General features: G+C 66.1%; 32 protein-coding genes. 28 read left to right on the top strand and 4 right to left on the bottom strand.

What is annotated here, in order from left to right; translation table 11 throughout:
- Genes AC07VS_RS16595 through AC07VS_RS16575 form a run of 5 tightly spaced genes read left to right on the top strand, consistent with a single transcriptional unit; the run spans position 1 to position 2724 of the window.
- Entirely contained in the window at positions 1-324 is a 324-nt protein-coding gene (locus AC07VS_RS16595; protein WP_494751504.1) for a hypothetical protein, read from the top strand.
- Between the two features lie 8 nt (positions 325-332).
- Positions 333-902: a hypothetical protein gene (locus tag AC07VS_RS16590; protein ID WP_492345863.1), complete on the top strand. Its 570-nt coding sequence runs from the start codon at positions 333-335 to the stop codon at positions 900-902.
- Between the two features lie 9 nt (positions 903-911).
- Complete coding sequence (locus AC07VS_RS16585) at positions 912-1268, top strand: hypothetical protein (protein ID WP_492345862.1); 357 nt, start codon at positions 912-914, stop codon at positions 1266-1268.
- A gap of 7 nt (positions 1269-1275) precedes the next feature.
- Positions 1276-2181 carry a hypothetical protein gene (locus AC07VS_RS16580; protein ID WP_494751503.1) on the top strand — a complete coding sequence of 302 codons (906 nt, stop codon included), beginning with the start codon at positions 1276-1278 and terminating at the stop codon, positions 2179-2181.
- A gap of 60 nt (positions 2182-2241) precedes the next feature.
- On the top strand, positions 2242-2724 hold the full coding sequence (locus tag AC07VS_RS16575) for a ferritin-like domain-containing protein (RefSeq protein WP_492345860.1): 483 nt from the start codon (positions 2242-2244) through the stop codon (positions 2722-2724).
- Between the two features lie 116 nt (positions 2725-2840).
- Here the strand turns inward: AC07VS_RS16575 and AC07VS_RS16570 are convergent, their stop codons facing one another.
- Both AC07VS_RS16570 and AC07VS_RS16565 read right to left on the bottom strand, forming a co-directional pair.
- Positions 2841-3770: a hypothetical protein gene (locus AC07VS_RS16570; RefSeq protein ID WP_494751502.1), complete on the bottom strand. Its 930-nt coding sequence runs from the start codon at positions 3768-3770 to the stop codon at positions 2841-2843.
- A gap of 364 nt (positions 3771-4134) precedes the next feature.
- Complete coding sequence (locus AC07VS_RS16565; RefSeq protein ID WP_494751501.1) at positions 4135-4380, bottom strand: hypothetical protein; 246 nt, start codon at positions 4378-4380, stop codon at positions 4135-4137.
- Between the two features lie 289 nt (positions 4381-4669).
- Here AC07VS_RS16565 and nifE point away from each other — a divergent pair, with 289 nt between their 5' ends.
- From nifE to AC07VS_RS16525, 8 genes are all read left to right on the top strand, one after another.
- The gene (nifE, locus tag AC07VS_RS16560; RefSeq protein WP_494751500.1) at positions 4670-6229 is read left to right on the top strand and encodes a nitrogenase iron-molybdenum cofactor biosynthesis protein NifE; all 1560 of its coding nucleotides are present in this window, start codon (positions 4670-4672) and stop codon (positions 6227-6229) included.
- 68 nt (positions 6230-6297) lie between these two features.
- Positions 6298-7725: a nitrogenase iron-molybdenum cofactor biosynthesis protein NifN gene (gene nifN / locus AC07VS_RS16555; RefSeq protein WP_494751499.1), complete on the top strand. Its 1428-nt coding sequence runs from the start codon at positions 6298-6300 to the stop codon at positions 7723-7725.
- A gap of 40 nt (positions 7726-7765) precedes the next feature.
- Complete coding sequence (gene nifX / locus AC07VS_RS16550) at positions 7766-8185, top strand: nitrogen fixation protein NifX (protein ID WP_492345855.1); 420 nt, start codon at positions 7766-7768, stop codon at positions 8183-8185.
- The gene (locus tag AC07VS_RS16545; protein WP_494658673.1) at positions 8178-8702 is read left to right on the top strand and encodes a NifX-associated nitrogen fixation protein; all 525 of its coding nucleotides are present in this window, start codon (positions 8178-8180) and stop codon (positions 8700-8702) included. Before nifX ends, AC07VS_RS16545 begins: the two co-directional genes overlap by 8 nt.
- Positions 8703-8733: 31 nt before the next feature.
- Entirely contained in the window at positions 8734-8943 is a 210-nt protein-coding gene (locus tag AC07VS_RS16540) for a CCE_0567 family metalloprotein (protein WP_492345853.1), read from the top strand.
- 18 nt (positions 8944-8961) lie between these two features.
- Entirely contained in the window at positions 8962-9273 is a 312-nt protein-coding gene (fdxB, locus tag AC07VS_RS16535; protein ID WP_492345852.1) for a ferredoxin III, nif-specific, read from the top strand.
- Positions 9274-9290: 17 nt separating this feature from the next.
- On the top strand, positions 9291-9866 hold the full coding sequence (locus tag AC07VS_RS16530; protein WP_494658672.1) for a nitrogen fixation protein NifQ: 576 nt from the start codon (positions 9291-9293) through the stop codon (positions 9864-9866).
- Between the two features lie 38 nt (positions 9867-9904).
- Complete coding sequence (locus tag AC07VS_RS16525; protein ID WP_494751498.1) at positions 9905-10078, top strand: hypothetical protein; 174 nt, start codon at positions 9905-9907, stop codon at positions 10076-10078.
- A gap of 140 nt (positions 10079-10218) precedes the next feature.
- On the opposite strand, the gene AC07VS_RS16520 is transcribed toward AC07VS_RS16525, so the two are convergent.
- A complete protein-coding gene (locus tag AC07VS_RS16520) occupies positions 10219-11253 on the bottom strand; it encodes an aminoglycoside phosphotransferase family protein (protein WP_494751497.1) in 1035 nt (344 codons plus the stop codon).
- A gap of 43 nt (positions 11254-11296) precedes the next feature.
- Entirely contained in the window at positions 11297-11809 is a 513-nt protein-coding gene (locus tag AC07VS_RS16515; protein ID WP_494751496.1) for a GNAT family N-acetyltransferase, read from the bottom strand.
- Positions 11810-12265: 456 nt separating this feature from the next.
- Between AC07VS_RS16515 and AC07VS_RS16510 the strand changes: the two genes are divergently transcribed.
- From AC07VS_RS16510 to AC07VS_RS16440, 15 genes are all read left to right on the top strand, one after another.
- Positions 12266-12955: a globin family protein gene (locus AC07VS_RS16510; protein ID WP_494751495.1), complete on the top strand. Its 690-nt coding sequence runs from the start codon at positions 12266-12268 to the stop codon at positions 12953-12955.
- Positions 12956-13079: 124 nt separating this feature from the next.
- Positions 13080-14117, top strand: coding sequence for an LLM class flavin-dependent oxidoreductase (locus AC07VS_RS16505; RefSeq protein ID WP_494657694.1), 1038 nt, complete (start codon positions 13080-13082; stop codon positions 14115-14117).
- Between the two features lie 135 nt (positions 14118-14252).
- Positions 14253-15047: a TOBE domain-containing protein gene (locus AC07VS_RS16500; protein ID WP_492345847.1), complete on the top strand. Its 795-nt coding sequence runs from the start codon at positions 14253-14255 to the stop codon at positions 15045-15047.
- Positions 15048-15172: 125 nt separating this feature from the next.
- A complete protein-coding gene (locus AC07VS_RS16495) occupies positions 15173-15532 on the top strand; it encodes a CidA/LrgA family protein (protein WP_492345846.1) in 360 nt (119 codons plus the stop codon).
- Positions 15522-16253, top strand: coding sequence for an LrgB family protein (locus AC07VS_RS16490; protein ID WP_492345845.1), 732 nt, complete (start codon positions 15522-15524; stop codon positions 16251-16253). The genes AC07VS_RS16495 and AC07VS_RS16490 overlap by 11 nt, the downstream gene beginning before the upstream one ends.
- A gap of 206 nt (positions 16254-16459) precedes the next feature.
- Positions 16460-17974: a class I adenylate-forming enzyme family protein gene (locus AC07VS_RS16485; RefSeq protein ID WP_494751494.1), complete on the top strand. Its 1515-nt coding sequence runs from the start codon at positions 16460-16462 to the stop codon at positions 17972-17974.
- Positions 17971-18216 carry a hypothetical protein gene (locus tag AC07VS_RS16480; protein WP_494751493.1) on the top strand — a complete coding sequence of 82 codons (246 nt, stop codon included), beginning with the start codon at positions 17971-17973 and terminating at the stop codon, positions 18214-18216. Before AC07VS_RS16485 ends, AC07VS_RS16480 begins: the two co-directional genes overlap by 4 nt.
- Complete coding sequence (locus AC07VS_RS16475) at positions 18213-19211, top strand: tripartite tricarboxylate transporter substrate binding protein (RefSeq protein WP_492345842.1); 999 nt, start codon at positions 18213-18215, stop codon at positions 19209-19211. Before AC07VS_RS16480 ends, AC07VS_RS16475 begins: the two co-directional genes overlap by 4 nt.
- A 5-nt stretch (positions 19212-19216) precedes the next feature.
- Positions 19217-20032 (top strand): SDR family oxidoreductase, encoded by an 816-nt coding sequence (locus AC07VS_RS16470; protein ID WP_494751492.1) that lies wholly within the window; start codon positions 19217-19219, stop codon positions 20030-20032.
- A complete protein-coding gene (locus AC07VS_RS16465) occupies positions 20032-20328 on the top strand; it encodes a PaaI family thioesterase (RefSeq protein WP_494751491.1) in 297 nt (98 codons plus the stop codon). The genes AC07VS_RS16470 and AC07VS_RS16465 overlap by 1 nt, the downstream gene beginning before the upstream one ends.
- A 71-nt stretch (positions 20329-20399) precedes the next feature.
- Positions 20400-21416, top strand: coding sequence for a UDP-glucose 4-epimerase GalE (galE, locus tag AC07VS_RS16460; protein WP_494751490.1), 1017 nt, complete (start codon positions 20400-20402; stop codon positions 21414-21416).
- A gap of 188 nt (positions 21417-21604) precedes the next feature.
- Positions 21605-22051 carry a hypothetical protein gene (locus AC07VS_RS16455; RefSeq protein ID WP_494751489.1) on the top strand — a complete coding sequence of 149 codons (447 nt, stop codon included), beginning with the start codon at positions 21605-21607 and terminating at the stop codon, positions 22049-22051.
- Between the two features lie 231 nt (positions 22052-22282).
- Positions 22283-23317, top strand: a complete 1035-nt coding sequence (locus tag AC07VS_RS16450; protein ID WP_492345828.1) for an ABC transporter ATP-binding protein — start codon at positions 22283-22285, stop codon at positions 23315-23317.
- A 78-nt stretch (positions 23318-23395) separates the two neighbouring features.
- Positions 23396-24682 (top strand): ABC transporter substrate-binding protein, encoded by a 1287-nt coding sequence (locus AC07VS_RS16445; protein ID WP_494657685.1) that lies wholly within the window; start codon positions 23396-23398, stop codon positions 24680-24682.
- A gap of 4 nt (positions 24683-24686) precedes the next feature.
- A complete protein-coding gene (locus AC07VS_RS16440) occupies positions 24687-25607 on the top strand; it encodes an ABC transporter permease (RefSeq protein ID WP_492345826.1) in 921 nt (306 codons plus the stop codon).
- Positions 25608-25617: the final 10 nt, after the last annotated feature.

Below are 25617 nucleotides of genomic sequence, written 5' to 3'. Positions count from 1 at the left end.
ATGAATGCCCCCATCACCCATGTGAAGACCACCCTGGACGGGCGCCGCGTCGAGGTCATCGACGGGCAGCTGTGTCTGGGCGGTGTGCCCGAGACCACCGTGCTGGTGCCCTTGAGTGAGCACCCCAACCGCCAGGCCATTGCCCGCGTCATGCCCGATGCGGCCTATGTGGCCGGCCGGCTGCCGCTCACGCTCAGCGAAGCCGCCACGGCCCAGGGCGCCATGACGCAGGCGCAGCGCCAGTTCGACGCCAGCCCTTCGAGCATCAACCAGCGCATCCGGCGGGCCCTGTGGGCCAAGGCCGAGGCCGATGGGGTGGAGTGAAGCCCGTCATGATCTACATCCTGGAACGCCCCGCCGACGCGTCGACCGGATCGCTGGCCGCCGCATCGGCCCCGGCGGGTACCCCCGTGCAGGCCCGGTCTGAACCTCGCACCGAACCTCGCATTGAACCCCGTGCCTGGTTTGCCTACGATGAGGCCGACCTGGCCCGCAAGGTGGCCGCCACCGATGCCCTGCAGCCCTGGGAGATCTACGACCGGCAGAGCGCCCGCGAATGGCTGGAGCTGCTGGCCGATCTGCCCCCCGGCCCTGAGGCCGAGGCGCGCTTTCCGGCCCTGTGCGCGCTGGGGCAGCACCATGGCTATGACGCCCCGCTGTACCGAGCCGACCACCTGCTGGGGCGCGGCATGCTGCAAGCTGAACCCGTGAGCCTGCGCCAGGCGTTGGAGGCCGCACTGGCCGCCCGCCCGGGCCGCACCACGGTCTACTGGAGCGACGAGCAGGCCCTGCACGCCTTCGAGGGCGCCGACCCAGCCCTGGTGGGGCCTGCGCACTGGCACGCCCGGCGCGCCCTGTATCAGCAGTTGGTGGCACTCGAAGTGCTGGCCGACAACCAATAGGGGCAGGCCGTGCTGGCGCTGATGCAACTGGCCATCCTGCAGTCGGGTGGCCGCACCCTGGCCCTGCTGCTGCGCGAGTTGCAGGATGAGGATGAACTGTTTGCCAGCCCCAACACCCTGGCCGAGGTGGAGCAGCAGCTGCTGATCATGGCCCAGACCCTGTCGCACCTGCCCGAGGCCCTGCAGTTGAACCTGCCGCAACTGGACTGGCACGGCTGGGGCGTGTTGCAGACCCTGCTGGAGCAGCCGGGCAGCGCGCGCCGCGAGGCCGTCTGGTACGCCCTGAAGGCCCTGGTGCCTGCCACGCTGGACATGTTGCACCAGCTGCGGCAGCGTCATCCGGTGTGGTTCGACATGAAGCTGTGAGCACACCATGAGCGGCACCGGCCAAGACTTGATCCGCCTTTCGCTGGCGGCCGCGCAGAGCCAGGCCGCCGGCCTGGACGCGCAGGACCTGGCCTGGATGAGCTGCCTGGTCCAGATGGACCGCATCGAGCGCCTGCGCCCTGAGCAGCGCGGCCAGAGCCTTTGCCGGGCCTTGATGGCGCCGTACCCAAGGGGCTTCTTCGAGGCGCTGCGCGCCTGCGGCGGCCTGAAGCGCTTCTTGCCCGAACTCGACCAGCTCTATGCCCAAGCCCTGCCGGTGGGGGCTGCGTCCGATGCAACGCCGTCCTTGGTCGCCCCGCATGCGGCCGAGGTCCAACTGCGGGTGCTGGACCGGTTGGCCGCCAGCGGTGCCCCACTGGAGCACCGCCTGGCCGGGCTGTTGCACCGCATCGGCGGGATGCCGGCGGAAGGCGACCGGTGTCTCGATCGGGCGGTGGACCGGCTGCGGCCGATCCGTCCCGGTGAGACGGCCCTGGCCGTGCTGGCCGCCCTGAGCGAACGCTGTCAACTGCCCGAAGCGAGGCTGGTGCTGTGCCGCCAATTGATGCGACACCGCGATCGCTTGCTGCATCTGGCCGACGGCGATCCCGAGGCCGTGCTGCAACTGCTGCTGGAGCTGGGTTGCCCGGATCAGCCGCAGACGCTGGGCACCTTGTTGCACCTCTGCCAGCTGGAGTACGAGGCCACTGTTGGGCGCCCCGGCTTCGTGCAGGCCCGCTGGTGGCTGCGCATGCAGGCCGCGCTGCTTGCCGTGTCGGTGCCCGGCGCGCAGGCCGACCCGGGGCATGACCTGACCTGGCGGCAGGCACAACTGGCCCGCCTGCGGCAGATCCTGTTGCAAGTGCCCTTCAGGCAGGCGTCCGGGCCATCGCCGCCCCCACCGTGGCGCTGATGCGCCCACATGCCCATCGCTGCCCATCGCTGACCATCACCGCCAACGCAGACCATCACCATGCACTACGACATCGAAACCTTTCTGGCCCATTCCATCCAACTGGAGAGCGAGGCCGCCCGCCGCTTTGGCGAACTGGCCGACGCCATGCAGAGCGCGGGCAACCGCGCGGTGGCCCGCCTGTTCAGGCGCCTGGCCGACTACTCGCTGCTGCACCTGCAAGACGCCCGTGCCCGCGCCGCCTACCGCCAGTTGCCCGCGCTGAAAGCCGAGGATTTCAGCTGGCCCGACCTCGAAAGCCCCGAGGCCGCCGCCATCTGGGCCGCCGACCCCCAACTGGGCCCGGAGCAGGCGCTGCAGGTGGCCCTGCAAGCCGAAACCTCGGGCCGTGACTTCTACCAGCAGGTGCTTGACGGCACCACCGACCCCGAAATCCGCACCCTGGCGCGCGAGTTTGTCGACGAAGAAAGCGCCCACGTGCTGGAGCTGCAGCGCTGGGTGGATCTGCAGAAGGCAGGTCTGCCTTTGCCGGTGGAGGGGTGATGGACAAGTGAAAGACAGAAGCAGGCCCAACGTTTCGCAGCGCTGAACTTCTGTCGAGCCTTGACCGCGTGGCCGTCATGGGTCTTCAGGACCTCACACAGGCCAGCAACGTGGCCTCAATTTGTGAAGGGGCCGGGTCCCGCCGGAGCATCGGGTGCTTCCAGCGCGAAGGCGCAATCGAAGTATTTCTCTGCCTCGTGCCAAGCTGCCTTTTCCTTCCACAAGGTCAGCAAGGCTCGGCTGGCATCGACGACGCTGGGGCTGACCTGCAGGGTTTGCAGGCCCAGCGCCTTGAAGGTGTCCTCGTGGTCGTGCAGGCTGCCCACCTGTCCCGCGTAACTGTAGAACTGGCGGATCTTGCCGGGCTGTGCAAACCGCGCCATCCCTTCGCATGCGGCCCCGCTCTCAGGGGCCCGTCCGGCGTGGGCCTGTGAAAAGCTGTCCTGGAGCATGTGCAGCAGAACACCCAGAGCCACTTGGTCGAGGTCTTTGCGGACCTCGACGATGCCGGTTGCCATCAGATTGGTGGCCGTCATGTCGCCAGGAAAATAGAGCGCCAGCGGGGCCATGCCGAGGGTTCGGATGAATTGATCGGTTGGAATTGTCTGGGTCGCCACCCCCCAGAGGAACTGTGCCCACATGCGCATGCGTTGCTGGGTCTCGGCGGCAGTCTCTCCGTCGTGCGCGGCCATCGAATGGAAGAACTGCAGGTCACCAAAATGGGATCGGTACAACAAGTAGTCGCCTGGGCCGAAAGCAGGTTCGCCGGGCCGGCTGGCCATGCGCTGCTTGGCGGTCTTGTCGGCATCGGAAAACAGGCCCTTCCAGCACTTGGGCTGGGCAGTTGAGCGCAGCGTGACACTGGGGTCACAGTCTGCAATGCGCGGCGGCGACGCGCGGTTCAGCGCGAACGGTGGATCGTCGGGCCAGCGTACGCCGTACAAAAGCACCTGGTGGGCCCGGACCGCTTCGGTGGTCAGGCAGTCTTTTTCAGCGCCTGGCTGAACCGTGCAGTCAAGGGCGTTGAGGGTGATGGCTTCATGCACCGGGCTTTTGATCAAAGGAAGCGCGTTGCCAACCAACCATTGCCCCAGACCGTCGATGATCTGGTTGCTGCCCAGGCTGGAGAGCTTTCGGTCAACGTCGCTGATGCGAGGCAGAACCTGAAAGGCCGGTGACACAGAGGGCCCCAGTGAGGCCGCCATGCATGCGATGGCCAGGCAACGTTTCAGGTGGGTCTTTGCCATGATCAAGGTCCTCCGGTGGGGTCTTCGGCCCCCAGTTGACAGGGTCGTTTGTCTTGATTTCATCCTAAACGAAAGCTGGCCATGCCTTGCCGGCTGCCTTGATGGCAGGCGTGCTGCGGCGCTTTGAGGTGAAGTGGGGCGAACAAATCGCCCCAGAGCCCCCTCAAGTGATCTTGAACACCGTCCGCACCATCTTGCCGCCGGCCTTGTGCTCGTAGGCGGCCCACTGCTTGATGCCTTTCACCAGCACCTCGGAGCTCACGTCGCGAACCACTTTGCCGGACTTGCGCTGGGCGGTGACCCAGTCCTGGATGTGGGGGTAAAAGGTGCCCTCGGGGCCGCTGGGGATCAGCAGGTGTTTGCCGGCCACTTGGCCGGCGGGGGTCACGGTGAGTTCGGTGGCAGGCATGAACGGCTGAGGTCTGGTTTGGTTGAGTTGGAGGGTTGGGTGGGCAGGGCCCTGGTGGCGGGCAGGGCAGGGCGGGCCTGCTGCAGGCGGCCATTCTAGGGCGGTGGTGGTGGGCGGCAGGGCGCTGTGTCGCAAACCCTTCAATTGCGTCAAACGCTTCACGCCGCAGTGGGCCAGGTGCGACCGGGCGTTGTACCGGGGGGGTGGGCAATGCCGTTTTGTGCGCTTTGTCGCTGGCACCAAAACTGCAAAGAGGGCTTACCCACCCCACCGCTGTCAGGAGTGCCCCATGTCCGTCTCGCTCAAAGCGAAAATTGCCGAAGTGTTCGAAGAGCCCGGTTGCGACAAGAACCAGGGCAAGACTGAGAAAGAGCGCAAGAAAGGCTGCACCAAGCAGCTGTCGCCCGGTGCCGCCGCCGGTGGCTGTGCGTTTGATGGCGCCAAGATCGCGTTGCAGCCGATTGCCGACGTGGCCCACCTGGTGCATGGCCCGATCGCCTGCGAGGGCAACTCGTGGGACAACCGGCATTCGGCCTCGTCGGGCTCGCAGATCTACCGCACCGGTTTCACCACCGACATCCATGAGCTCGATGTGATCTATGGCGGCGAAAAACGCCTGTTCCGCAGTGTGCGCGAGATCATCGAGAAGTTCGACCCGCCGGCGGTGTTTGTGTACCAGACCTGTGTGACGGCCCTGATCGGCGACGACATCGAGGCCGTGTGCCAGCGCGCCAGCGCCAAGTTTGGCAAACCGGTGATCCCGGTCAACGCGCCGGGCTTTGCCGGCCCCAAGAACCTGGGCAACAAGCTGGGTGCCGAGGCATTGCTCGACTACGTGATCGGCACCCGGGAGCCCGAGTACACCACCCCGCTGGACATCAACATCATCGGTGAATACAACCTGGTGGGCGAGCTGTGGCAGACCCGGCCACTGCTGGAGGCCTTGGGCATCCGGGTGCTGTCGTGCATCTCGGGCGATGGCCGCTACAACGAGATCGCCAGTGCACACCGCGCCAAGGTCAACATGATGGTGTGCTCCAAGTCGATGATCAATGTGGCCACCCGCATGGAGCAGCGCTACGGCATTCCGTACTTCGAGGGTTCGTTCTACGGCATCAGCGACATGAGCGACACCCTGCGCCAGATCGCCACGCTGCTGGTGCGCCAGGGCGCCGATGCCGAGCTGCTGGAGCGCACCGAGCGCCTGATCGAGGTGGAAGAGGCCCGGGCCTGGAAGCGCATTGCCAGCTACAAGGCCCGCCTGAGCGGCAAGCGGGTGCTGCTGATCACCGGCGGCGTCAAGTCCTGGTCGGTGGTGTCGGCCCTGCAAGAAGCAGGGCTTGAGATCGTGGGCACCAGCGTCAAGAAGAGCACCCGCGAAGACAAGGAAAAGATCAAGGAGATCATGGGCGACGACGCCCACATGATCGACGACATGACCCCGCGCGAGATGTACAAGATGCTGCGCGAGGCGCGGGCCGACATCATGCTGTCGGGCGGGCGCTCGCAGTTTGTCGCCCTGAAGGCGCGCATGCCCTGGCTCGACATCAACCAGGAGCGCCACCACCCCTATGGCGGCTACGAGGGCATGGTGGAACTGGTGCACGAGATCGACCGGGCCCTGTTCAACCCGGTGTGGCAGCAGGTGCGCATCCCGGCACCCTGGGGTGACGACGGCGAAACCCTGGGCGCGGTGCCGGCCAGCGCTGCCGGCCCGGATGCGCCCCCCGCAAGCGCGGCAACCTTGCCCAGCCCCACACCCGAACCCATGCCCATGGCAGCGCACCAGTACCTGAGCGACGTGGCGGCCCAGTCTCTGGGCCTCAGCGCCGAAGAGATTCCGGTCTGAGCCCTGCCACGCCTGCCTGCTTTTCTGCCCGCCAGCCCACCCCATCCACCCAGCCGGAGAGCCCCACCATGGCCAAGGTCGTCGAGTCGAAGAAAGCCTGCACCGTCAACCCGCTCAAGATGAGCCAGCCCCTGGGGGCCAGCCTGGCCTTTCTGGGCCTGGCCGACTGCATGCCGGTGATGCATGGCTCGCAGGGCTGCACCTCGTTCGGCCTGGTGCTGCTGGTGCGCCACTTCAAAGAGGCCATTCCACTGCAGACCACGGCCATGAACGAGGTGACCACCATCATGGGGGGCTACGACAACCTGGTCACGGCCTTGCTCAACATCCGCAAGCGCGCCGCACCGCGGCTGATCGCCATCTGCTCCACCGGCCTGACCGAGACCAAGGGCGACGATGTGGAGGGCTTTCTGGTCACCGCACGCCAGCGCCATCCCGAACTGGCCGACACCGAGATCGTCTACGTCTCCACCCCCGACTACGTGGGCGCCTTTGAAGACGGCTACCGCCTCGCCCTGACCGGCCTGGTGCAGCAACTGGTCAAGCCCTTGCCGGTGCGGCCCCGGCAGGTGACGCTGTTGCCTGGCAGCCACCTCTCACCCGGCGACATCGACGAGCTGCGCGAGATCATCGAGGCCTTTGGTCTGCAGCCGGTGGTGCTGCCCGATCTGTCGGGCTCGCTGGACGGCCACATCGCCCCCGACTGGCGCGGCACCACCCTGGGCGGCACCAGCCTGGAGGACATTCGCGCCACAGGGGCCTCGGCCTTCACCCTGGGGGTGGGCGAGCAAACCCGGCAGGCGGCCCAGGCCCTGCAGGCCATCGCCGGCACGCCTTTTGAGGTGTTCGAGCGCCTGACCGGGCTGGAGCCCAACGACCGCCTGCTGCTGCGCCTGTCGCAGGTGTCGGGCCAGCCCGTGCCGGCCCGGCTGCGCCGCCAGCGCAGCCAGTTGCTTGACGCCATGCTCGACGGGCACTTCTACACCGGTGGCATCAAGGTGGCCCTGGCGGCCGAGCCTGACCTGCTGCTGGCCGTGGGCGCCTTGCTGCACGAGATGGGCGCCGAGCTGAGCGTGTGCATCAGCACCACCGCATCGCCTGCCCACGCCCTGTTGCCGGCCGCCGAAGTGCTGCTGGGCGACCTGGAAGACCTGGAGCGCATGGCCGTCGATTGCGATGTGCTGATCACCCATTCGCACGGGCGCCAGGCGGCCGAGCACCTGGGCAAGCCGCTGTGGCGCGTGGGCTTTCCGATGTTCGATCGGGTGGGCAACTCGCACCGGCGCATGGTGGGCTACCGCGGCACCATGAACCTGATCTTTGAGATCGCCAACCTCATGATCGAGCACCTGCCGCACCACCACACGGGCGACTGGCCCCTGAGCCCCGAGGCCCAGCGCGCGGCCAGCCGCCCCTCGGCCAGCCCCGTTTCCCCTGCCTCGATGGCGCTTGAAGCGCATCAGGCGGCACCACCGGCCCAGGCTTGCAGCTTCTGAGCCCCATTCAATGCCCCTCTCTGAAGAACAGGAGTTCCCCATGAAAGTCGCCTTCGCCACCCAGGACAAGGTCCGCGTGGACGCCCACTTCGGCTGGGCCAAAAGCATTCTCTGCTACGACGTGACGCCCGAGGGCTCGCGCTTTGTCGAGGCCTTCGACTTCGACGGCAAGCTTGAGGAAGACGGTGACGAAGACAAGCTGGCCCCCAAGCTTGAAGCCATCAAAGACTGCGCCATCCTGTACGTGGCCGCCATCGGTGGTTCGGGCGCGGCGCGGGTGGTGGCCCTGAAGATCCACCCGATCAAGGTGCCCCAGCCCGAGGTGATCGACGAGATTCTGCTCAAGCTGCAAGGCGTGCTCAAGGGCACACCGCCCCCCTGGCTGCGCAAGGCCATGACCAAAGATCAGCCTCGCGCCCACGATTTTGATGACGAACTCGACGAGGTCCAACATGGCTGAAGCCACCCTTACCACCCCCCCTGCCCTTGACGCTGCTGCGCCCGCTGAACTGCCCGCCGGGGCCGACGACACGGCCTTTCTGGCCCAGCCCTTTGTGCAGCAGCTGATCAAGCAGCTGCGCGCCCAGGACACCCATGGCGCCTGGGACGGCAAGACCGACCTGCAACTGCTGCGCCCCTACATCCTCACCCCCGAAGAGCGCCGGGCCCTGCCCATCCTGGGCGACCCCGATCCCGAAATCCTGTGGCGGCTCGACATCTTCTACAACGCGATCGCCGTGGCCATCGAACGCGAGACCGGCCAGATGGTGTCGCCCATGATGAAGATGAGCCACGAGGGCTTTGGCCGCATGGTGCTGCTGGCCGGCCGCCTGGTGGTGGTCAACAAACAACTGCGCGATGTGCATCGCTTCGGCTTTCCGTCGCTGGCCAAGCTGGCCGAGGCCGGCGGCAAGTTTCTCGATGAGGCCATCACCATGATCCGCACCTACCCGGCCGTGGCCCAGTACGGGGCCTGACGCCGCAACCCCCCCTTCAGACGTTTTGACCATGACCACGCCCGACCCCCGCGCCGACGAGCTCAAAGCGCGCATCAAGAAGCTCAACGCCCAGGCCACCCAGGCCAAGATGGATCTGCACGATCTGTCCGAAGACCTGCCCACCGGCTGGGAACGCATCCTGGACGTGGCCCAGCGCTGCCACCGCGCCCACGCCGACCTGATGGACGCCCGCCGCGAGGCGGCCCAGGCCACCTCCTGACCCTGCCCGGAGCCCACCATGAGCGAACACTTTCAGGTCACGCTGCCCAGCGGCGCGCAATGGACCCCGACCTTCGTGGCCAGCCTCGACGAAGCCAAGTGCATCGGCTGCGGGCGCTGCTTTCGCGTTTGCCCGCGCGGCGTGCTGGAGCTGGTGGGCCTGGACGAAGACGGCGAACGCATCCACCTGGCCGGCGATGACGACGACGAAGACGATGAGTACGAGAAAAAGGTCATGACCATCGCCCATCAGGAGCTGTGCATCGGCTGCACCGCCTGCGCCAAGATCTGCCCCAAGAAGTGCTACACCCACGCCGCCGCCCCGGCGTGAACCCGGCGGGTCTGCCCATGGACACCTACCGCACCTTATTGCTGTCGTTCGCCGATACCGACCCGCTGGAGCCCGCCGCCCTGGCCCTGGCCGGCGTGCTGGAACAGGCCTGGCAGGCCCATGGCCTGGCCTGGCTGCCCCTCAGCGGCCTGGGCGCAGAGCCCACCCGGCTGGCACTGCAGCGCTGGTTCCCGGGCGCCGACCGGCATCTGGGTCTGGATTGGCCCGCCTTGGCACAGGCCCACCGACCGGAGCCCCGGCAGGACGAGGTCGACGACCTGCTGGACCTGCTGCGCGAGCACATGGCCCTGCCCGCCGGCACCCCGGCCGAACGCGAGGCCGTGGCCCACGGCATCGCCTGCGCCTGCCTGGGCAACAACCACCTGTGGCAAGACCTGGCATTGCCCTCACGGGCCGAACTCTCGGCCTTGATTACCACCTGGTTCCCCACCTTGGCCGCGCTCAACCACCAGAACATGAAGTGGAAGAAGTTCTTCTACAAGCAGCTCTGCCTGCGCCACGAGCTGTTCATCTGCCGGGCACCCAGCTGTGCGGTGTGTGCGGATCAAGGGCTTTGTTTTGGGCCGGAGTAGGGCAGGGGTGCTTGGGTCGATTTGACTGGGGTGTTTCTGTGATCAAGACCGCCCGCCACCTGGCTTCTGAGCCGGAAGATCGCTTGGTGTCGCTGGAGGCGCCTTTGAATGCCGGTGCTGACACCGCTGCAAAAGGCCTCTTTGTGGACACGCCATTGGACCTCGCTTCTCGTCAAGGTTTCAATGTGTTTACTGCCGCGTCAACGGCATGAGGGGGGCAACGGGGAGCGAGCGATGGCGCCGTTTCAGATTTGACGGCATCTGGCCGGCGTTGAATTCAGTGACACAGAGATCCCGCTCTGGGCTGATCTGCCGCCGCTCGATCTTGCTGAAATCGGTCGTTGTGTCGTCATCAGGCCAACAAATCTAGGCATTGAAGATCTTCCACTGCGTCTTGAATGCGGATGATTTGCGGCCACCATACATACGCGGACATTTTTCTGACGAATCGCGCAATGGGCGTACGCATATGCAGGAGAACTGCCAGACGATAGTCGTTTTGAAGCGACTCACGCGAATAGCCAGTCACGCCCGACGCGGCGAGAGTCTCGTGGTAGCGGTCCAGTAGCTGAATCTCGAAGCGCAGGCGTACTGAGCGATCCCACTGCACGGCCATCATGTACGCAAGGTCCCAGGCGCCAACACCAAGATGCCAGCCATCCCAGTCGATGAGCTTTGGTTCGCCATCTCGGCCTTCTCGCGGCAGCATCCAGTTCCAGACGTGGGCATCCCCATGAATGAGCGTTCTACCCCTAAGGCGCTCTGCTCTCTCTATGAGAGTAGAAAAGCCGAGTTGAAATCGGGCATATGCGTCCCGCGTTCGCTGGTCTGCTGCGTCGCCAACTTGGGCGAACAAATGATTGCATCCGCCCTCAAGCCAATCTGACGATCGAAGCCGGGTCCACATGGTGGGGCCGATGTCGTGCCAGTCATTCTTGTGCCATCCGGCAGCGTGAAACCGCGCCAATGCTTCCACTATTTGAACGCTCCGTGCGAAGCGCGGAGGCAATGGGGCGTCACTGGGACGCTCATGCGAAATAGACAGATCCTCCAACAGCAGCCACGTTCGTCCCGTCTGTTCGTCAATTCCACCGCCATAAAAATGGGGCACGGCGGTGGAGTTCAAGCGTTTCGCCACATTCTCGTAAAACGGCAACTCCGGTTGCCCGAATCCCGCATGAGACACCTTTAATACAGCATGAGTCGGCGCATCAACACTGCGATTCCACTTCAGCGTCACTCCAACCAAGTCCGAGAGGTAACCAGGGGCATCGACTTCTCTGGCAGTAGCTGACAGCAGTACGGCGCCGTCCAGTTGTACGTGCCGAGAAATATGTTGCGCCAGGTCTTCAGGGGTGAGCAAGCGCCTCAAAATCAAACTGTCCATCTAGGTCCTTGGGGAAACTTTGAGTGGCAATTTCTGGCCGTCTTCAGACTGAGACCACAAGCGTCATGTGTTGACTGTCATAGTAGTTACCGTCAAGAAAAACTGCCTCTGGTTCGAGCCCATAGCGCTGAAAGCCGAGAGACTCGTAAAGAGTCACGGCGGCTTGGTTGGGCACGAATACGGACAAGTTGACCCGCCGTAGTAAGTTCTGGCGGGCATGATCAAGAGCCCGGTTGACGACCTGCCTGCCGAGCCCATAGCCACGGAAAGCAGGGTCAACGAAACATCCCCATAGAACCGCTTTGTGTGTTGAGGAAGAAAATTTGCTTGTCCAAGCAAGAGCGGCACAAGCGCGCAGTCGCCCATCTACGAGAACTCCGAATGCGGCGTTCGGTGCGGGAGCCGACAGTTGATCCCGAAATCCTTGAAGGGGGCGAGTCAACTCCTCTTCTAGGGTCAAGCCCATCGGCAAGGGATTGTCTGCGGTAACAGCCCGACGCAGTGCTGAAAAATCCTCTGCATCTGAAGCATCCAACGGACGTACCTGAATATTCATACCTGTCTACTTTCACGGAAATCACGAATAACTGCTTCCGAGATTTATCGGCTGATTACGAAGTCTCGTTTCTGGCCGGATTCCGCCCCCCCGCCAAGGTTTTCGGGAGGCAATCCGCCCAAGTGCGAGCCCATTCCGATCACTCAGCACGGCACTTCCCACTCCGCTCCAAAAGCCTCTTGAGTTGCTCCGCTGAAACCTGCCTCCACACCTGTCCGCACGCCCTGCAGGCCTGGAACGGTTGCCCATTTCAAGGTCACTCCTGATAGGTTTTGGCCATGCTATCAGGCCCTCCCTATCGAGGTCACGGCGACGGCCACGGGGTTGCGCCGTGAGGCTGTGTTGGCACTCCAGTCGCTGGAGCCGGGCACGCAGCTTGCAATGCTTTGTCGACCTATGTAGCTCGCTACATAAACACGACAAGCCCTGTGCCAACCCTGACAAAGCCGACACGCCATGAACACCACTGCACCTCGACCCGGCCCCACGCAACATCAACGCACCGGTCTGCCAGCAGCCCCCGGCAGGGCTGCCGAGGGGCCCAGCGCGCGCTACATCCCGTGCTCGCGGGCCTGCTACCAGACCCTGATCTGGCCACGGGGGGCGGGAGGCACTGCCGGCGACGGTGGCGATGGCGGGGGCTGGCAGGGCGAGCCGGTCCAGCCGGCAGGCTCGTTGCACCAGCGCCTGCCGCAACTGCCCCAGCCGCCGCACCGGCTGTTGGCCTTGTGCAACGAAGAGGGGCTGCGCAGGCTGGTGGCCTTGCACATGGCGCGCCTGCGCAGCACCCCGCTGTTTGCCCAGGCTGGGCCCTGTTTTGATTGCGTGGCGCAGCGTGTGGCCGATTTTGTGGTCGAGTCTTGCGGCGGGCCGCTGTATTACAGCCAGCGCCATAGTCGGCTGCAAGCCGGCTATGGCCTGCCCTTGTTGCTGGACCCACCGGGCCGCGAGCTGTGGCTGGTGCAGCTTTGGCACGCCATGGACGATGCGGGCCTGGCGCCCGCCCTGCAGGCCGACTATTGGAATTGGGCCGAGCCCCTGTCGGTGCACTTGCTGGCGCCCCAGGCCCGGTACGCAGGCCTCAGCCGCTACCCCTACGACACGGTGCGCAGCTGGTTTCTCAACGCCTCGCCTCGGGGGGGCTGAGCGGCGCGGTTCTTGCGCTGCGCCCTTCAACCCTGGTCTTGATTCCTCTTCGCGCCGCGCCCTGCAGGGGCCCGCTGTGCCGAGGCCTTTGTCAGAAAGCCCGCCTGTGTCGTCTTTGTCGCAAATGTCGTCTTTGTCGCCCGCGCCGGGGCTCACCCGCCTGGGCGTGTTCCTCAACGTGGAAGACCCGCACCACGACCCGGCCGGCGCCTTGCTCGAGCTGGTGCGCACGGCCGTGGCGGCCGAGGCTCAGGGCTACGAATCGGTGTGGCTGGCCGAGCACCACCACAACGGATTTGCGATTGGCAGCGCTCTCACGGTGTTGCTGGGCCACGTCGCGGCGCTGACCACGCGGATTCGCCTGGGCACCGGGGCGGCCCTGTTGCCCCTGAACGACCCGGTGCGCATCGCCGAGCAGGTGGCCACGCTGGATTTGCTGAGCCAGGGCCGCATCGAGTTCGGCGTGGGGCGAGGGGGGCCGTTTCCGGAGCAGTACCGCCAGGTGGGCCTGGCCTCGGCCGATGAGGCACGGGCCCATCTGCATGAGGCGCTGGCGCTGATCCGGCGCTTGTGGGCCCCGGTTCAGGGCGATGGCGACAGCGATGGGGGCGTTGATTTTGCGGGCCGCTTCTACCAGGTCAGCAACCTGCGGCTCGAGCCCAAACCGCTGCAGCGCACGGTGCCAGTGTGGCTGGCCAGCCTCAGCCCCGACTCGTGTGCGCTGGCCGCCGCGAACGGCGACGGCCTGATGGCCACGCCTTCGTCCGATCTGGCGCAGGTGGCCCAGGTGGTGCAGGCACAGCGGGCCCGGCAGGGAGGCTTGCGTTTTGCGATCGCGCGCTTCTTTCATTGTGAGCCCGACCATGGCCAGGCCCTGGCGCACGGCCTGGCCGGGGTGCGCGCCTATCCGCTGGAGATGGGCGTGCAGTTTGCGCCGGGCAAGCGCCCGCCCATGTTCGAGCCCGATGCGCCTGACGAGGTGATCCTGGCCAATGCCGTGATCGGTGACCCGGCCCATTGCCTGGCCCAGGTTCAGCGCCTGCAGGCTTTGCTGGGCCCGCATCTGTTGCTGCTCAAGCCCGCCGCGCATGAGCCTGCCCAGGCACGCGCGGCGTTGGGCCTGTTCATGTCGGAAATGCGACAACAAGGCCTGGCCCAGTGATTGCTTTGCCACACCAGCCGATTTTGCAATGCGCCCTCGCGGGCCTTGCCTGCCACCCCATGCCCCTGACCCTTGCTGCCCTTGCTTGCTTGCCACACCTGGCGCCCTGGGCCTGCGCGGCAACCGAAAGAGCGCATGGCTGACTCGACCCTGCTCAGTGGCGACCTGAGGCTGGCTGGGCGCCTTGACGGGCGCTTTTTCGAGTTGCTTGAGGCCCTGCACGCCACCGGCTCGATCAACCGCGCGGCCCGCGCCGCGGGCTACACCTACAAAGGCGCCTGGCTGATTCTGGAGAGTGCGGCCAAGCTGGCGCACGAACCCCTGGTGGAGCGCGTGGTGGGCGGGCGCGGCGGTGGCGGCACCCGGCTCACACCGGCCTCGCTGGGCCTGCTGGCCGCCTGGCGCCATCTGCAAACCCAACAAGCCGCCTTCTTGCGCCAGCAAGAGGCCTGGCTCACCCAGCAACCGGCACTCGCCGGGCTTTTAAGGAGCGTTTCCATGAAGACCACCGCACGCAACCAGTTCGCCGGCAGCATCACGGCCATTGAGAGCGGCCCCGTCACCACCCAGGTCTGTGTGCAGATCGCTGGCGGCCATGAGGTGGTGGCCACCCTGACCAGCAAGGCGGCCGAGCGCCTCAAGCTGGCGCTGGGCAAGGCCGCCATCGTGATGATCAAGTCGTCGGCCCTGGTGCTGGTGACCGACTTTGGCGGCTACGCTCTGTCGGCCCGCAATCAGTTTGCTGGCACCCTGTCGCGGGTAGAGCGCGGCGCCGTGTCCTCGCTGGTGGTGGTGACCCTGCCCGGTGGCATGCACCTGACCGCCAGCGTCACCAACGACGCGGTGGACGCCCTGGCCCTGGAGGTGGGCCAGGCCGCCACCGCGGTGTTCAAGGCCTATTCAGTGATGGTGGCCGTGGCGGAGGATTGAGCACAGGGCAGGGGGCCTGGCCGCAAGCACCGGGTCGGGGTTTGACCAGCCTCGGGGTGCGGGTGTCGGCCCACGGGGTTGCGGCGTTATAAAGGCGTTGTCAGCCCATCCGACAAGGAGCCCCCGTGATCCATGGTTTTCTGCAATTGCTGGCCTTTCAGGCCTTGGGCGAGTTGTGCAGTCGCTTTGCACTGCCCTTCATTCCCGGGCCGGTGCTGGGCCTGGTGCTGCTGCTGGCGTACCTGGGGGTGCGCGGCACGGTGCCTGCCAGCATCGACCTGGTGGGCAGCGGCATCCTGCAACACCTGGGCCTGCTGTTCATCCCGGCCTCGGTGGGCGTGATCATGTACCTGCCCTTGCTGGGGGCCAACGCGCTGGCCCTGGGCCTGGCCCTGGTCTTGAGTGTGTCGGCCACCATCGCGGTGACGGCGCTGGTCCTCAAGTGGGCGGCCCGCCCCAGCCCGGAGGACGAGCATGCGCCCTGATCTGCCCCCCATCCACGAAATCTGGGTGTACCTGGCGGGCAGCCCGCTGTTTGCGCTGCTGCTCACCCTGGGGGCCTATGCCTTGGGGTTGTTCTGCTACGAGCGCAGCCGGCGCAACCCCTTGGCCAATCCGGTGCTGCTGGCCCTGCTGGTGGTGGCCCTGGGCCTGTACCTGGCCGACATGCCCTACGCACGCTACTTCGAGGGGGCCCAGTTTGTTCACTTTCTGCTGGGCACGGCCACGGTGTCGCTGGCGATCCCGATCTACAAAAGTTGGGCGTCCTTGCGTGGGCGCTTCGGGGTGCTGCTGCTGGCGCTGGCCGCTGGCGGAGTGTGTTCGATCGTGGTCGCGGTAGGCGTGCTCACCCTGTTCCATGCCGATGCCACCCTGGTGCGCGCCATGTTCGCCAAATCGGTCACCGCCCCGATTGCGATGGGCATGGCCGAGCGCATCGGGGCCTCGCCCACCTTGACGGCGGTGTTTGCGGTCAGCACCGGCATCCTGGGCGCGGTGCTTGGGCGCTATGTGCTCAATGCCTGCCGTGTCACGGCGTGGTGGCAGCGCGGTTTTGCACTGGGGGTGGCCGCCCATGGCATCGGTACCTCACGGGCCTTCAGCGTGCACCCGGCCGCCGGCACCTACGCCAGCCTGGGCATGGGCCTGCACGGCATTCTTGGCGCCACGCTGATCCCGGTGGTGCTGCGCTGGGTGTCGGGCTGAGGCGTCTCTAGGGGCGCTAGCTGCGCCAGTCTCGGGTCAAGGGTTGCAGGGGCCGCACGAGCCGCACGAGCCGCAGGAGCAAATGGGGGGCGTGTCGTTTTTCGCCAAGTGCATTGGTCAATCCAGCCATTGGCGGGGGCGGGCCGGGCGCCCTACGCTTGGCACTCGAACCCTCCGATCGACCTTTCACCTGAGTAGCGACCCCCGTGTACCTGACCCAAGGCCTGCACCGTTCACTGCAGCGACACCCCGACAAGCCCGCTTTGCGCCATGTCGGCGACGGCGATGTTCGAGACCATTCCTTTGCTGAGTTGCTGGGCGACATTGCCCGGCATGCGGCGGCGCTGCAGGCCCGTGGCGTGGGGCCCGGCGACCGCGTGGCCCTGCTGGCCCCCAACCACGACCGCTTGGTGCGGGCGCTGTTCGCCTGCTGGTGGCTGGGCGCCGTGGCCTGCCCCCTGAACGTGCGCTGGAGTGCGCCCGAGCTGGCCTATGCCGTCAGTGACAGCGGCGCCAGCCTGTTGGTGGTGGACCAGGCCTTGGCGGGCGGGGTGCGTGATCTGGCCCTGCCCATGATCGATTTTGAGCAACTGGCCCACGAGGCCCAACACGTGCAGGCGCTGCCCGACGTGCGCGCGGGCGGCGACACCCTGGCCGCCATTCTTTACACCGGGGGCACCACGGGCCGATCCAAGGGTGTGATGCTCAGCCACGCCAATTTCTGGACGGCCTCGATGACCCGGGGCGCTGAGCTGAACAACGCCCCCGAGTCGGTCTCGCTGCTGGTGGCACCGCTGTTCCATGTGGCCGGGCTGGGGCGCCTGGTGGGCCAGACCCTGGTGGGGGGAACCTGCGTGACCCTGGCGCATTTCAAGCCAGGCGCGGTGCTGGAGGCCGTCGAGCGCCATGGCATCAGCGATGTGATCGTGGTGCCCACCATGCTGCAATCGCTGCTCGATGACCCAGGCTTTGCGCCCGAGCGGGTGCGCAGCCTCAACCGGATTGCCTTTGGCGCCGCGCCCATGCCGCCCGATCTGCTGGAGCGGGCTTTGCAGGCCTGGCCCCATGCCGAGTTCTTTCAGGCCTACGGGCTGACCGAGACCGCGGGTGCGGTCTGCATCAACCTGCCCGACAACCACCGCAACCCGGCGGCCCTGGCCCAGGGGCGTTTGAATTCGGTGGGCCGGGCCGGGCTGGGGGCCGAGATCCAGATCGTGGATGAAGGCGGGCGCGAGCTGCCGGCGGGCCAAGTGGGGCAGATCGTTGTGCGTGGCCCCATGGTCACCCGCGGCTACTGGCGTCTACCCGAGACCAGCGTCGAGGCCTTGCGCGACGGTTGGCTGCACACGGGTGACGCCGGGCGCATGGATGCGCAGGGCTACCTGTTCATCGTGGACCGCCTCAAGGACATGATCATTTCCGGGGGCGAGAACATCTACTGCGCCGAGGTGGAGAGCGTGTTGCGCACCCACCCGCTGGTGTCGCAGGCGGCCGTCATCGGGCGACCCGACCCGCATTGGGGCGAGGTGGTGCATGCCGTGCTGGTGCTGGTCGAGGGGGCGGGTGCCGAGCAACTGCCGCTGCCCGCTTTGCGCGAGTGGTGTCATGAGCGCCTGGCGGGCTACAAATGCCCGCGCGGCCTGAGCCATGTGCCGGCGCTGCCCTTGTCGGCGGCCGGCAAGGTGCTGAAGACCGTGCTGCGTCAGCAGTTGGCGGCATGAGCGGGCTCCAGGCGGTGGCCGGCACCGATCCGCGGCAGGTCTTCAGCCAGGTGCCCTTCATGGCCTGGCTGCAGATGCAGCGCGAGTTTTCGGAGGGCGGGCGGGCCCGGCTGAGCATCGACGCCCGCGCAGAACTGGGCAATGTCATCGGTGCGGTGCACGGCGGGGTGTTGGTGGCAGTTGGCGCCGTCGCGCTGAGCCGTTTTCGGTTCGACCCCCAAAAGACCAGGAGACATCTATGAACCTCAATTTTCAGCGGCCCAATCGGCGCCATTGGGTGGTGAACCTGCTGGCGGGCCTGTCGGCGCTCGGCTTGGCGGGCACGGCGACGCCGGGGCGGGCCAGCGAGCGCTTTCCGAGCAAGCCCGTCCAACTGGTGCTGCCTTTTCCGCCTGGGGGCTCGTTCGACCCGGTGTTCCGCTCGCTGGCCGAAGCCGCCTCGCGTGAGCTGGGCCAGCCGGTGGTGCTGATGCACCAGCCCGGCGCGGGCGGCGTGGCGGGCACGGCCAATTTGGCGCGCATCGCCGAAGGCGATGGCTACACGATCGCCGTCATGCACAACTCGGTCATCCGCGCCCCGTTGGTGCAACGAGTGAACTGGGATCCGATCAAGGATTTCACCTACATCGGGGGCTTTCTCGGCCTGGTCACCGGGGTGTGCGTGGCGCGCGATGCGCCCTGGAAAACCTTCGACGACCTGATGGCCGACGCCAAGGCCCGGCCGGGCGCGATCAGCTGGGGCAATGTGGGCGCCATCAGCATCAACCGCATCACCGCCGAGCGCATGGCCCGCGGTGCGGGCACCTCGTTCAACATGGTGTCGTTCAAGGGCGGGGCCGAAGCCTTTCAGGCCTTGATCGGGCGCCATCTGGATGTGTACGCCGACCCCGGCTTTGGCCCCCAGGTGCAAGGCGGTCGGGCCCGGCTGCTGGCCGTGTTTCTGGATCAGCGCCACAAAAGCTACCCCGACGTGCCCACCCTCAAAGAGCTGGGCTACCCGGTCTCGATCGATTCACCGGTGGGCCTGGTGGCACCCAAGCGCCTGCCGCCCGAGGTGCTGCAGCGGCTGCACGTTGCCTTCCGCAAGGCCGCCAGCGACCCGGCCTACCTGAAGCAGCTGGACGCCTTCGACATGCTGGCGCAACTGAGCAGCCCGCAGGAATACACCGATTACGCCCGCGCCCAGTACGAGCGCGATCAGAAGATGCTGGCCGAGATCGGCTTCAAACTGGATTGATCCCCATGAGCAACAACCCCTTCGATTTTCAAGGCCGCCACGTGTTTGTGGCCGGCGGTTCGTCCGGCATCAACTTCGGCATTGTCCAGGCCTTTGCCGAGTCCGGTGCCCGCATCAGCCTGATCAGCCGCTCGGCCGACAAGGTCGGCAGCGCCGTGGCGGCCTTGCAGGCCACCGGTGCTGAGGCCTTTGGCCAGGCTGCCGACGTGCGCCAGCCCGAGGCGGTGGCGGCCGCCCTGGCCGCGGCGGCCGGGCGCTTTGGCCCCATCGATGTGCTGGTGTCGGGTGCTGCGGGCAACTTTCTGGCGCGGGTGCTCGACATGTCGCCCAATGCCTTCAAGACTGTGGTCGACATCGACCTGATGGGCAGCTTTCACGTCGCCCGCCTGGCCCACGAGCACTTGCGCCAGCCCGGGGCCTGCGTGATCCAGATCTCGGCCAGCCAGGCGTTCACGCCCACGCCCTACCAGGCCCATGTCTGCGCCGCCAAGGCGGGGGTGGACATGCTGACCCAGGTGCTGGCCATGGAGTGGGGGCCGCAGGGCATCCGCGTCAATTCCATCGTGCCGGGGCCGATTGCCGACACTGAGGGCCTCAAGCGCCTGGCCCCCACCGCCGACACCCTGGCCCAGATGGCCCAGCGCGTGCCCCTGCGTCGCCTGGGCCAGGTGAGCGACATCGCCCGCATGGCCCAATGGCTGGCCAGCGACTGGGGCAGCTTTATCACCGGGGCCATCATCCCGGTGGACGGGGGGCTGTCCTTGAGCGGCCCGCGCGATTTCTCGGCCGCTGCCGAAGCCACGGCGCGAGGCCCGCGCTGATGGGCGCAGAGGCAGCCAACCAGGCAGACCTGCAGGCCGACGCCGAGTTGGCGCAATGCCTTTTACTGCATCAGGCCCTTCGGCAGGCGGCCCGCAGCCGCCTCGACGATGGGGCCCGCCTGCTGGCGATCACCGATCTGAGCCAGGTGTTCAGCGCCGCCCCCGAGGCGCCGTTGCAGGCCCACGGCCAGGTCACAGGCGGTGGGCGCTCGGTGTGCTTTTGCGAGGCCGAGCTGCGTGACCGCGCGCAGCGCCTGGTCGCGCGGGCCATGGGCACCTTCCGCTATCAGCGATAGCGCCCGGGCACGGCTTGAATGGGGCTGGCGTTCGCCACAATAGGGCCTCTTGCGTCCCAGCTCTCACCACCATGATTCTTCTGACCGGCGGCACCGGCTTCATCTGCAGCCACACCGCGGTGGCCCTGGCCCAGGCCGGGCTGCCCTGTGTGCTGCTCGACAACCTGGCCAACAGCCCGGAGTCCACCCTGCAGGGCCTGGCCCGCATCACGGGCCAGGCCCCCTTGTTTGTTCAGGGCGATGTGCGCGATGCGGCCCTGCTCGACACCTTGTTGGCGCGCTACCCCATCCAGGCCGTGGTGCATGGCGCCAGCCTCAAGGCCGTGGGCGAGGGCTTGGCCCAGCCCGCGCTCTACCATGACAACAACGTGTGCGGCACGGTCACGCTGATCCGGGCCATGGAGCGCGCCGGGGTGCGGCGGCTGGTGTTCTCTTCGTCATCCACGGTCTACGGCAATCCCGCAGCGCAGCAGCTGGCCGAGAGCGCTCCCCTGGCCCCGTTGAACCCCGAGGCCCGCAGCAAGGTCATGGTCGAGCAGATGCTGCACGACGTGGCCGCCAGCCACCCTGACTGGCGCATGCTCAGCCTGCGCTGCTTCAACCCGGTCGGGGCGCACCCCAGCGGCCTGCTGGGCGAGGCGCCTCGCGGCCAGACGCTGAACCTGCTCACGGTGATGGCCCAGGCCGCCGCCGGCCAGCGCCCACCCTTGAGCATCTTCGGCAACGACTACCCCACACCCGATGGCACCGGGGTGCGCGACTACATCCACGTGATGGACCTCGCCCTGGGCCACCTGGCCGCCGTGCGACAGGTGCTGCAACAGGGGCCGCCCACGCAGGAACGTCACCGCATCCTCAACCTGGGCCGTGGCCAGGGCCTCTCGGTGCTGCAACTGCTGCAAGCCTTTGAGCAGCACACCGGCCACCCCGTGCCTCACCAGTGGGCACCGCGGCGTGAGGGCGATGCGGCCTGCTGGATGGCTGATGTGACGGCCGCGCGTCAGCACCTCGGTTGGCAGGCGGAGCTGGGCCTGGCTGACATGTGCATCGATGCCTGGCGGTGGCAGGGCGGGCCGCGAGACGACTGAGGTCGCTCGGGACTGCACGCTGCGCCGACTACTGCCCACTGGGTACGGAGGCTGGTTTGCAACGTACCTGCGTTCAGTTTGAAATTTGACCGTATGAACCCGCTGTTCTTGGATTAGCATGTCGCGCTGTCGGGTTGATACAAATTCGATACATTCAATTTTTCGAACACTCTAGGAGAGAGGTAACCATGAAATCGTTGGCTGTTTTGGCACTATTCGCGAGCAGCACGGTGATGGCGGCCGGCGTCTACGACGGCATCTATTCGAACCAGACCGTGCCCAATGAATACCTGTCGGTCCATACCACTGGCAACCAGATGATCGTCACCGAGTACACGGCCGTGCCTTCGAACGGATCGGTGGCATTTGTCAGTGTGATCGGCACCATCCGGCCCCCGGCCGTCCCGGTCTGGCAGTTGTTCAATGGCCCCATCAACGGATCGACTGCCAGTCTGACCGGGCAGTACCCCTTCAATGCCTGCGCTGTCAGCATCACCATGAACTTCACCTCCGTCGGGCTGACGGCCGCCATCAACAGCGCAAGCAACACGGCCATCGGTAACGCTTCTGGGGCGAACTGCGCAGCACTCCCCTCTCTGATGAACGGCAATCTGAGCTACACCAAGGTGTTCTGACACGAGGTTGTCTGTGTAGCGGACTCCCTTGTCGGTCTCATAAGCGTCGTCGGACGGCCCGCCACTTTGGCGGGCCGTTCTGTTTTGGGGCATGGGGCACCGCGATGTGGTGCTGGTGCGCGCCAGGCATGACGGATGGGCGAACCCTGTGCACCTTCCTGGTGAAAATTGTGTGCAATCTATAAAAAATATTGTGTACAAAGTTGGCATGGACTGTGCTCAGTCTTGGGCATGGACGCATCAAAGACCTCTTCCGGCCCGTTGGCCTCGCGGGCTGCCGGCATTGAACTGATTGCACTGAGCAAGCGCTACGAGGGGGGCAGTGTGGCGGTGAACGCCATCGACCTGCGCATTGCCGAGGGCAGCTACTGCTGCCTGCTGGGCCCTTCGGGCTGTGGCAAGAGCACCACCTTGCGCATGATTGCGGGGCATGAGTCGGTCAGCAGCGGCGACATCCTGATGGGCTCGCGCAACATCACCGACCTGCCAGCCGCGGCCCGGGGCACGGCCATGATGTTTCAGAGTTTTGCGCTGTTTCCGCACCTGACGGCGCTCGACAACGTGGCCTTCAGCCTGAAGATGAAGGGCGTGCCCCAGGCCGAGCGCCGGCAGCAGGCCCAGGCCCTGCTGGAGCGGGTGGCCATGGGCCACCTGGCGCAGCGCTTGCCGGCCGAGCTGTCGGGTGGCCAGCAACAGCGCGTGGCGCTGGCGCGGGCGCTGATGAATCACCCCAAGGTCTTGCTGCTGGACGAGCCGCTGTCGGCGCTTGATCCGTTCTTGCGCATCCAGATGCGGGCCGAGCTGCGGCGCTGGCAGCAGGAGCTGGGCCTGACCTTCGTCCATGTCACCCACTCGCAGGAAGAGGCCATGGCCCTGGCCGACACCATGGTGGTGATGAATCACGGCGTGATCGAGCAGGTGGGCTCGCCACACCAGATCTACAACCGCCCGGTCAACGAGTTTGTTGCCCGTTTCATGGGCGGGCACAACGTGTTGCGCCTGCCGCAGGGCCTGACCGCCGTGCGCAACGACCACCTGCAACTGGGCACCCCGGCCGAGGCCTGCCCCAGCCTGGGCGGCACGGTGACCGATGTCGAGTACCAGGGCAGCCATGTGCTGCTGGGCGTCGAGGCCATTGACCAGCAAGGCCCCACCGGCGTCACCGTGATGGTGCCCGAGGCCCGCTTTGCGGAGCAGCCGGTGCAACTGGGCCAGGCAGTGAGCCTGTGGTGGCAGCCCCAGCAGGCCCACGCCCTGGCAGCGTGATGTGTCCCAAACGATTTCTTGTCTTTCCCCGCGTGACGTCTTTCTCTTCAACTTCCTTTCACTTCTGGAGCTTTGACCATGTCTGATTCCCAGTCCTCTTTCACGACCGATGTGTCCCAGACCGCCGTGCAGCGCCGCGCTTTGCTCAAGGGCACGGCGGGCATCCTGGCCGCGGGCGTGTTCCCGGCCGTGCATGCGCAGGAGAAACCCGTGCTGCGCTACCTGGGCACGGCGGTCAACCAGGACAAGGCCATCGCCGAGAAGTTCAAGGCCGACACCGGCATCACCCTGCAGTACGTGGCGGTGACCACCGATGACGTGACCAAGCGCGCCGTGACCGCGCCCAACAGCTTCGACCTGATCGACACCGAGTACTTCTCGCTCAAGAAGATCGTGCCGACCGGCAACCTCAAGGGCATCAGCACCAAGCGCGTGAAGAACGCTGACAAGATCACTTCGCTGTTCACCAGCGGCACCGTGGCCGGCAAGCTGGTGGGTGATCAGGGCACGGCGCCCAAGAAGGTGATCTTCCTGGAGGGCGAGAAGAGCAAAGCCTTTGCCAAGGCCCCGACCGAGTGGATGTCGCTGATCCCCACCACCTACAACGCCGACACCCTGGGCATCCGCCCCGACCTGATCAAGCGCCCGATCAGCTCTTGGGCCGAACTGCTGAACCCCGAGTTCAAGGGCAAGGCCGCGATCCTGAACATCCCCTCGATCGGCATCATGGACGCCGCCATGGTGGTCGAGGCCAAGGGCATCCACAAGTACGCCGACAAGGGCAACATGAGCAAGGCCGAGATCGACCTCACGATCAAGACCCTGATCGAGGCCAAGAAGGCGGGGCAGTTCCGCGCCCTCTGGAAAGACTTCAACGAGTCGGTCAACCTGATGGCCTCGGGCGAGGTGGTGATCCAGTCGATGTGGTCACCCGCCGTGACCGCCGTGCGCGGCAAAGGCATCGACTGCGTGTTCCAGCCGCTCAAGGAGGGCTACCGTGCCTGGGCCTCGGGCTTTGGCCTGCCGGCCACGCTGTCGGGGGCCAAGCTGGATGCGGCCTACGAGTTCATCAACTGGTTCCTCGACGGCTGGGCCGGTGCCTACCTGAACCGCCAGGGCTACTACAGCGCCGTGCTCGACACCGCCAAGGCCAAGATGGAGGCCTACGAATGGGCCTACTGGATGGAGGGCAAGGCTGCCACCCAGGACATCAAGAACCCCCACGGCGAGGTGATTGCCAAGGCGGGCAGCGTGCGCGATGGCGGCAGCTACGAGCAGCGCATGGGCGGCATCGCCTGCTGGAACGCGGTCATGGACGAGAACGAGTACATGGTGCGCAAGTGGAACGAGTTTGTCGCGGCCTGACCCCATGAGCACGGTCGCTGCCCCCACCCAGGCGCCGGCCGGCGCCGCGGCGCGCGGGCTGCCTGCCTGGTGGCAGGCGGCCCCTTTCAGTGCGGTGTTCGCACTGTTCTTCGTACTGCCCCTGTTGCTGGTGCTGATGGTCAGCTTCTGGCACTTCAACGAGTACGAGCTGATCCCTGGGTTCACCTGGCACAACTATGCCGCCATCTTCGAGGGCTGCAGCCAGCGCACCGAGCAAGGCGATCTGTGCGTGACCCTGAGCACCTACCTGTCCACGCTCAAGTTTTGCGCTCTGGTGTGGGGCATCACCTTGGTGCTGGGTTTTGCGGTGGCTTACTTTCTGGCCTTCCACGTGCCGTCGGCGGGCCTGCAGACCGGTCTGTTCGTGCTGTGTACCGTGCCGTTCTGGACCTCGAACGTGATCCGCATGATCTCCTGGGTGCCCCTGTTGGGCCGCAACGGCCTGGTCAACCAGACCCTGCAGGGCCTGGGCCTGATCCAGACGCCCATCGATGGCCTGCTGTATTCGGATTTCTCGGTGGTGCTGGCCTTTGTGCACCTGTACACCCTGTTCATGATCGTGCCCATCTTCAACAGCATGATGCGCATCGACCGCAGCCTGCTGGAGGCTGCCAGCGATGCAGGGGCCTCGGCCTGGCAGACGCTGTGGCATGTGATCGTGCCGCTGTCGCGCACCGGGGTGCTGATTGGCTCAATCTTCGTGATCACCATCGTCATGGGCGATTTCGTCACCATCGGCGTGATGGGCGGGCAGCAAATCGCCTCGGTGGGCAAGATCATCCAGGTGCAGACCTCGTACCTGCAGTTTCCGCTGGCGGCGGCCAATGCCGTGATTTTGCTGGCGGTGGTGTTGATGATCATCTGGGGCCTGACCCGGTGGGTCGACATCCGCCGTGAGTTGTGAGGAGGTGAGC

It is taken from the genome of Curvibacter sp. GW821-FHT01G03 (genome assembly GCF_059422285.1).
Note: the sequence above shows the minus strand (reverse complement) of the source record. Positions and strands in the feature narration are given on the sequence as shown.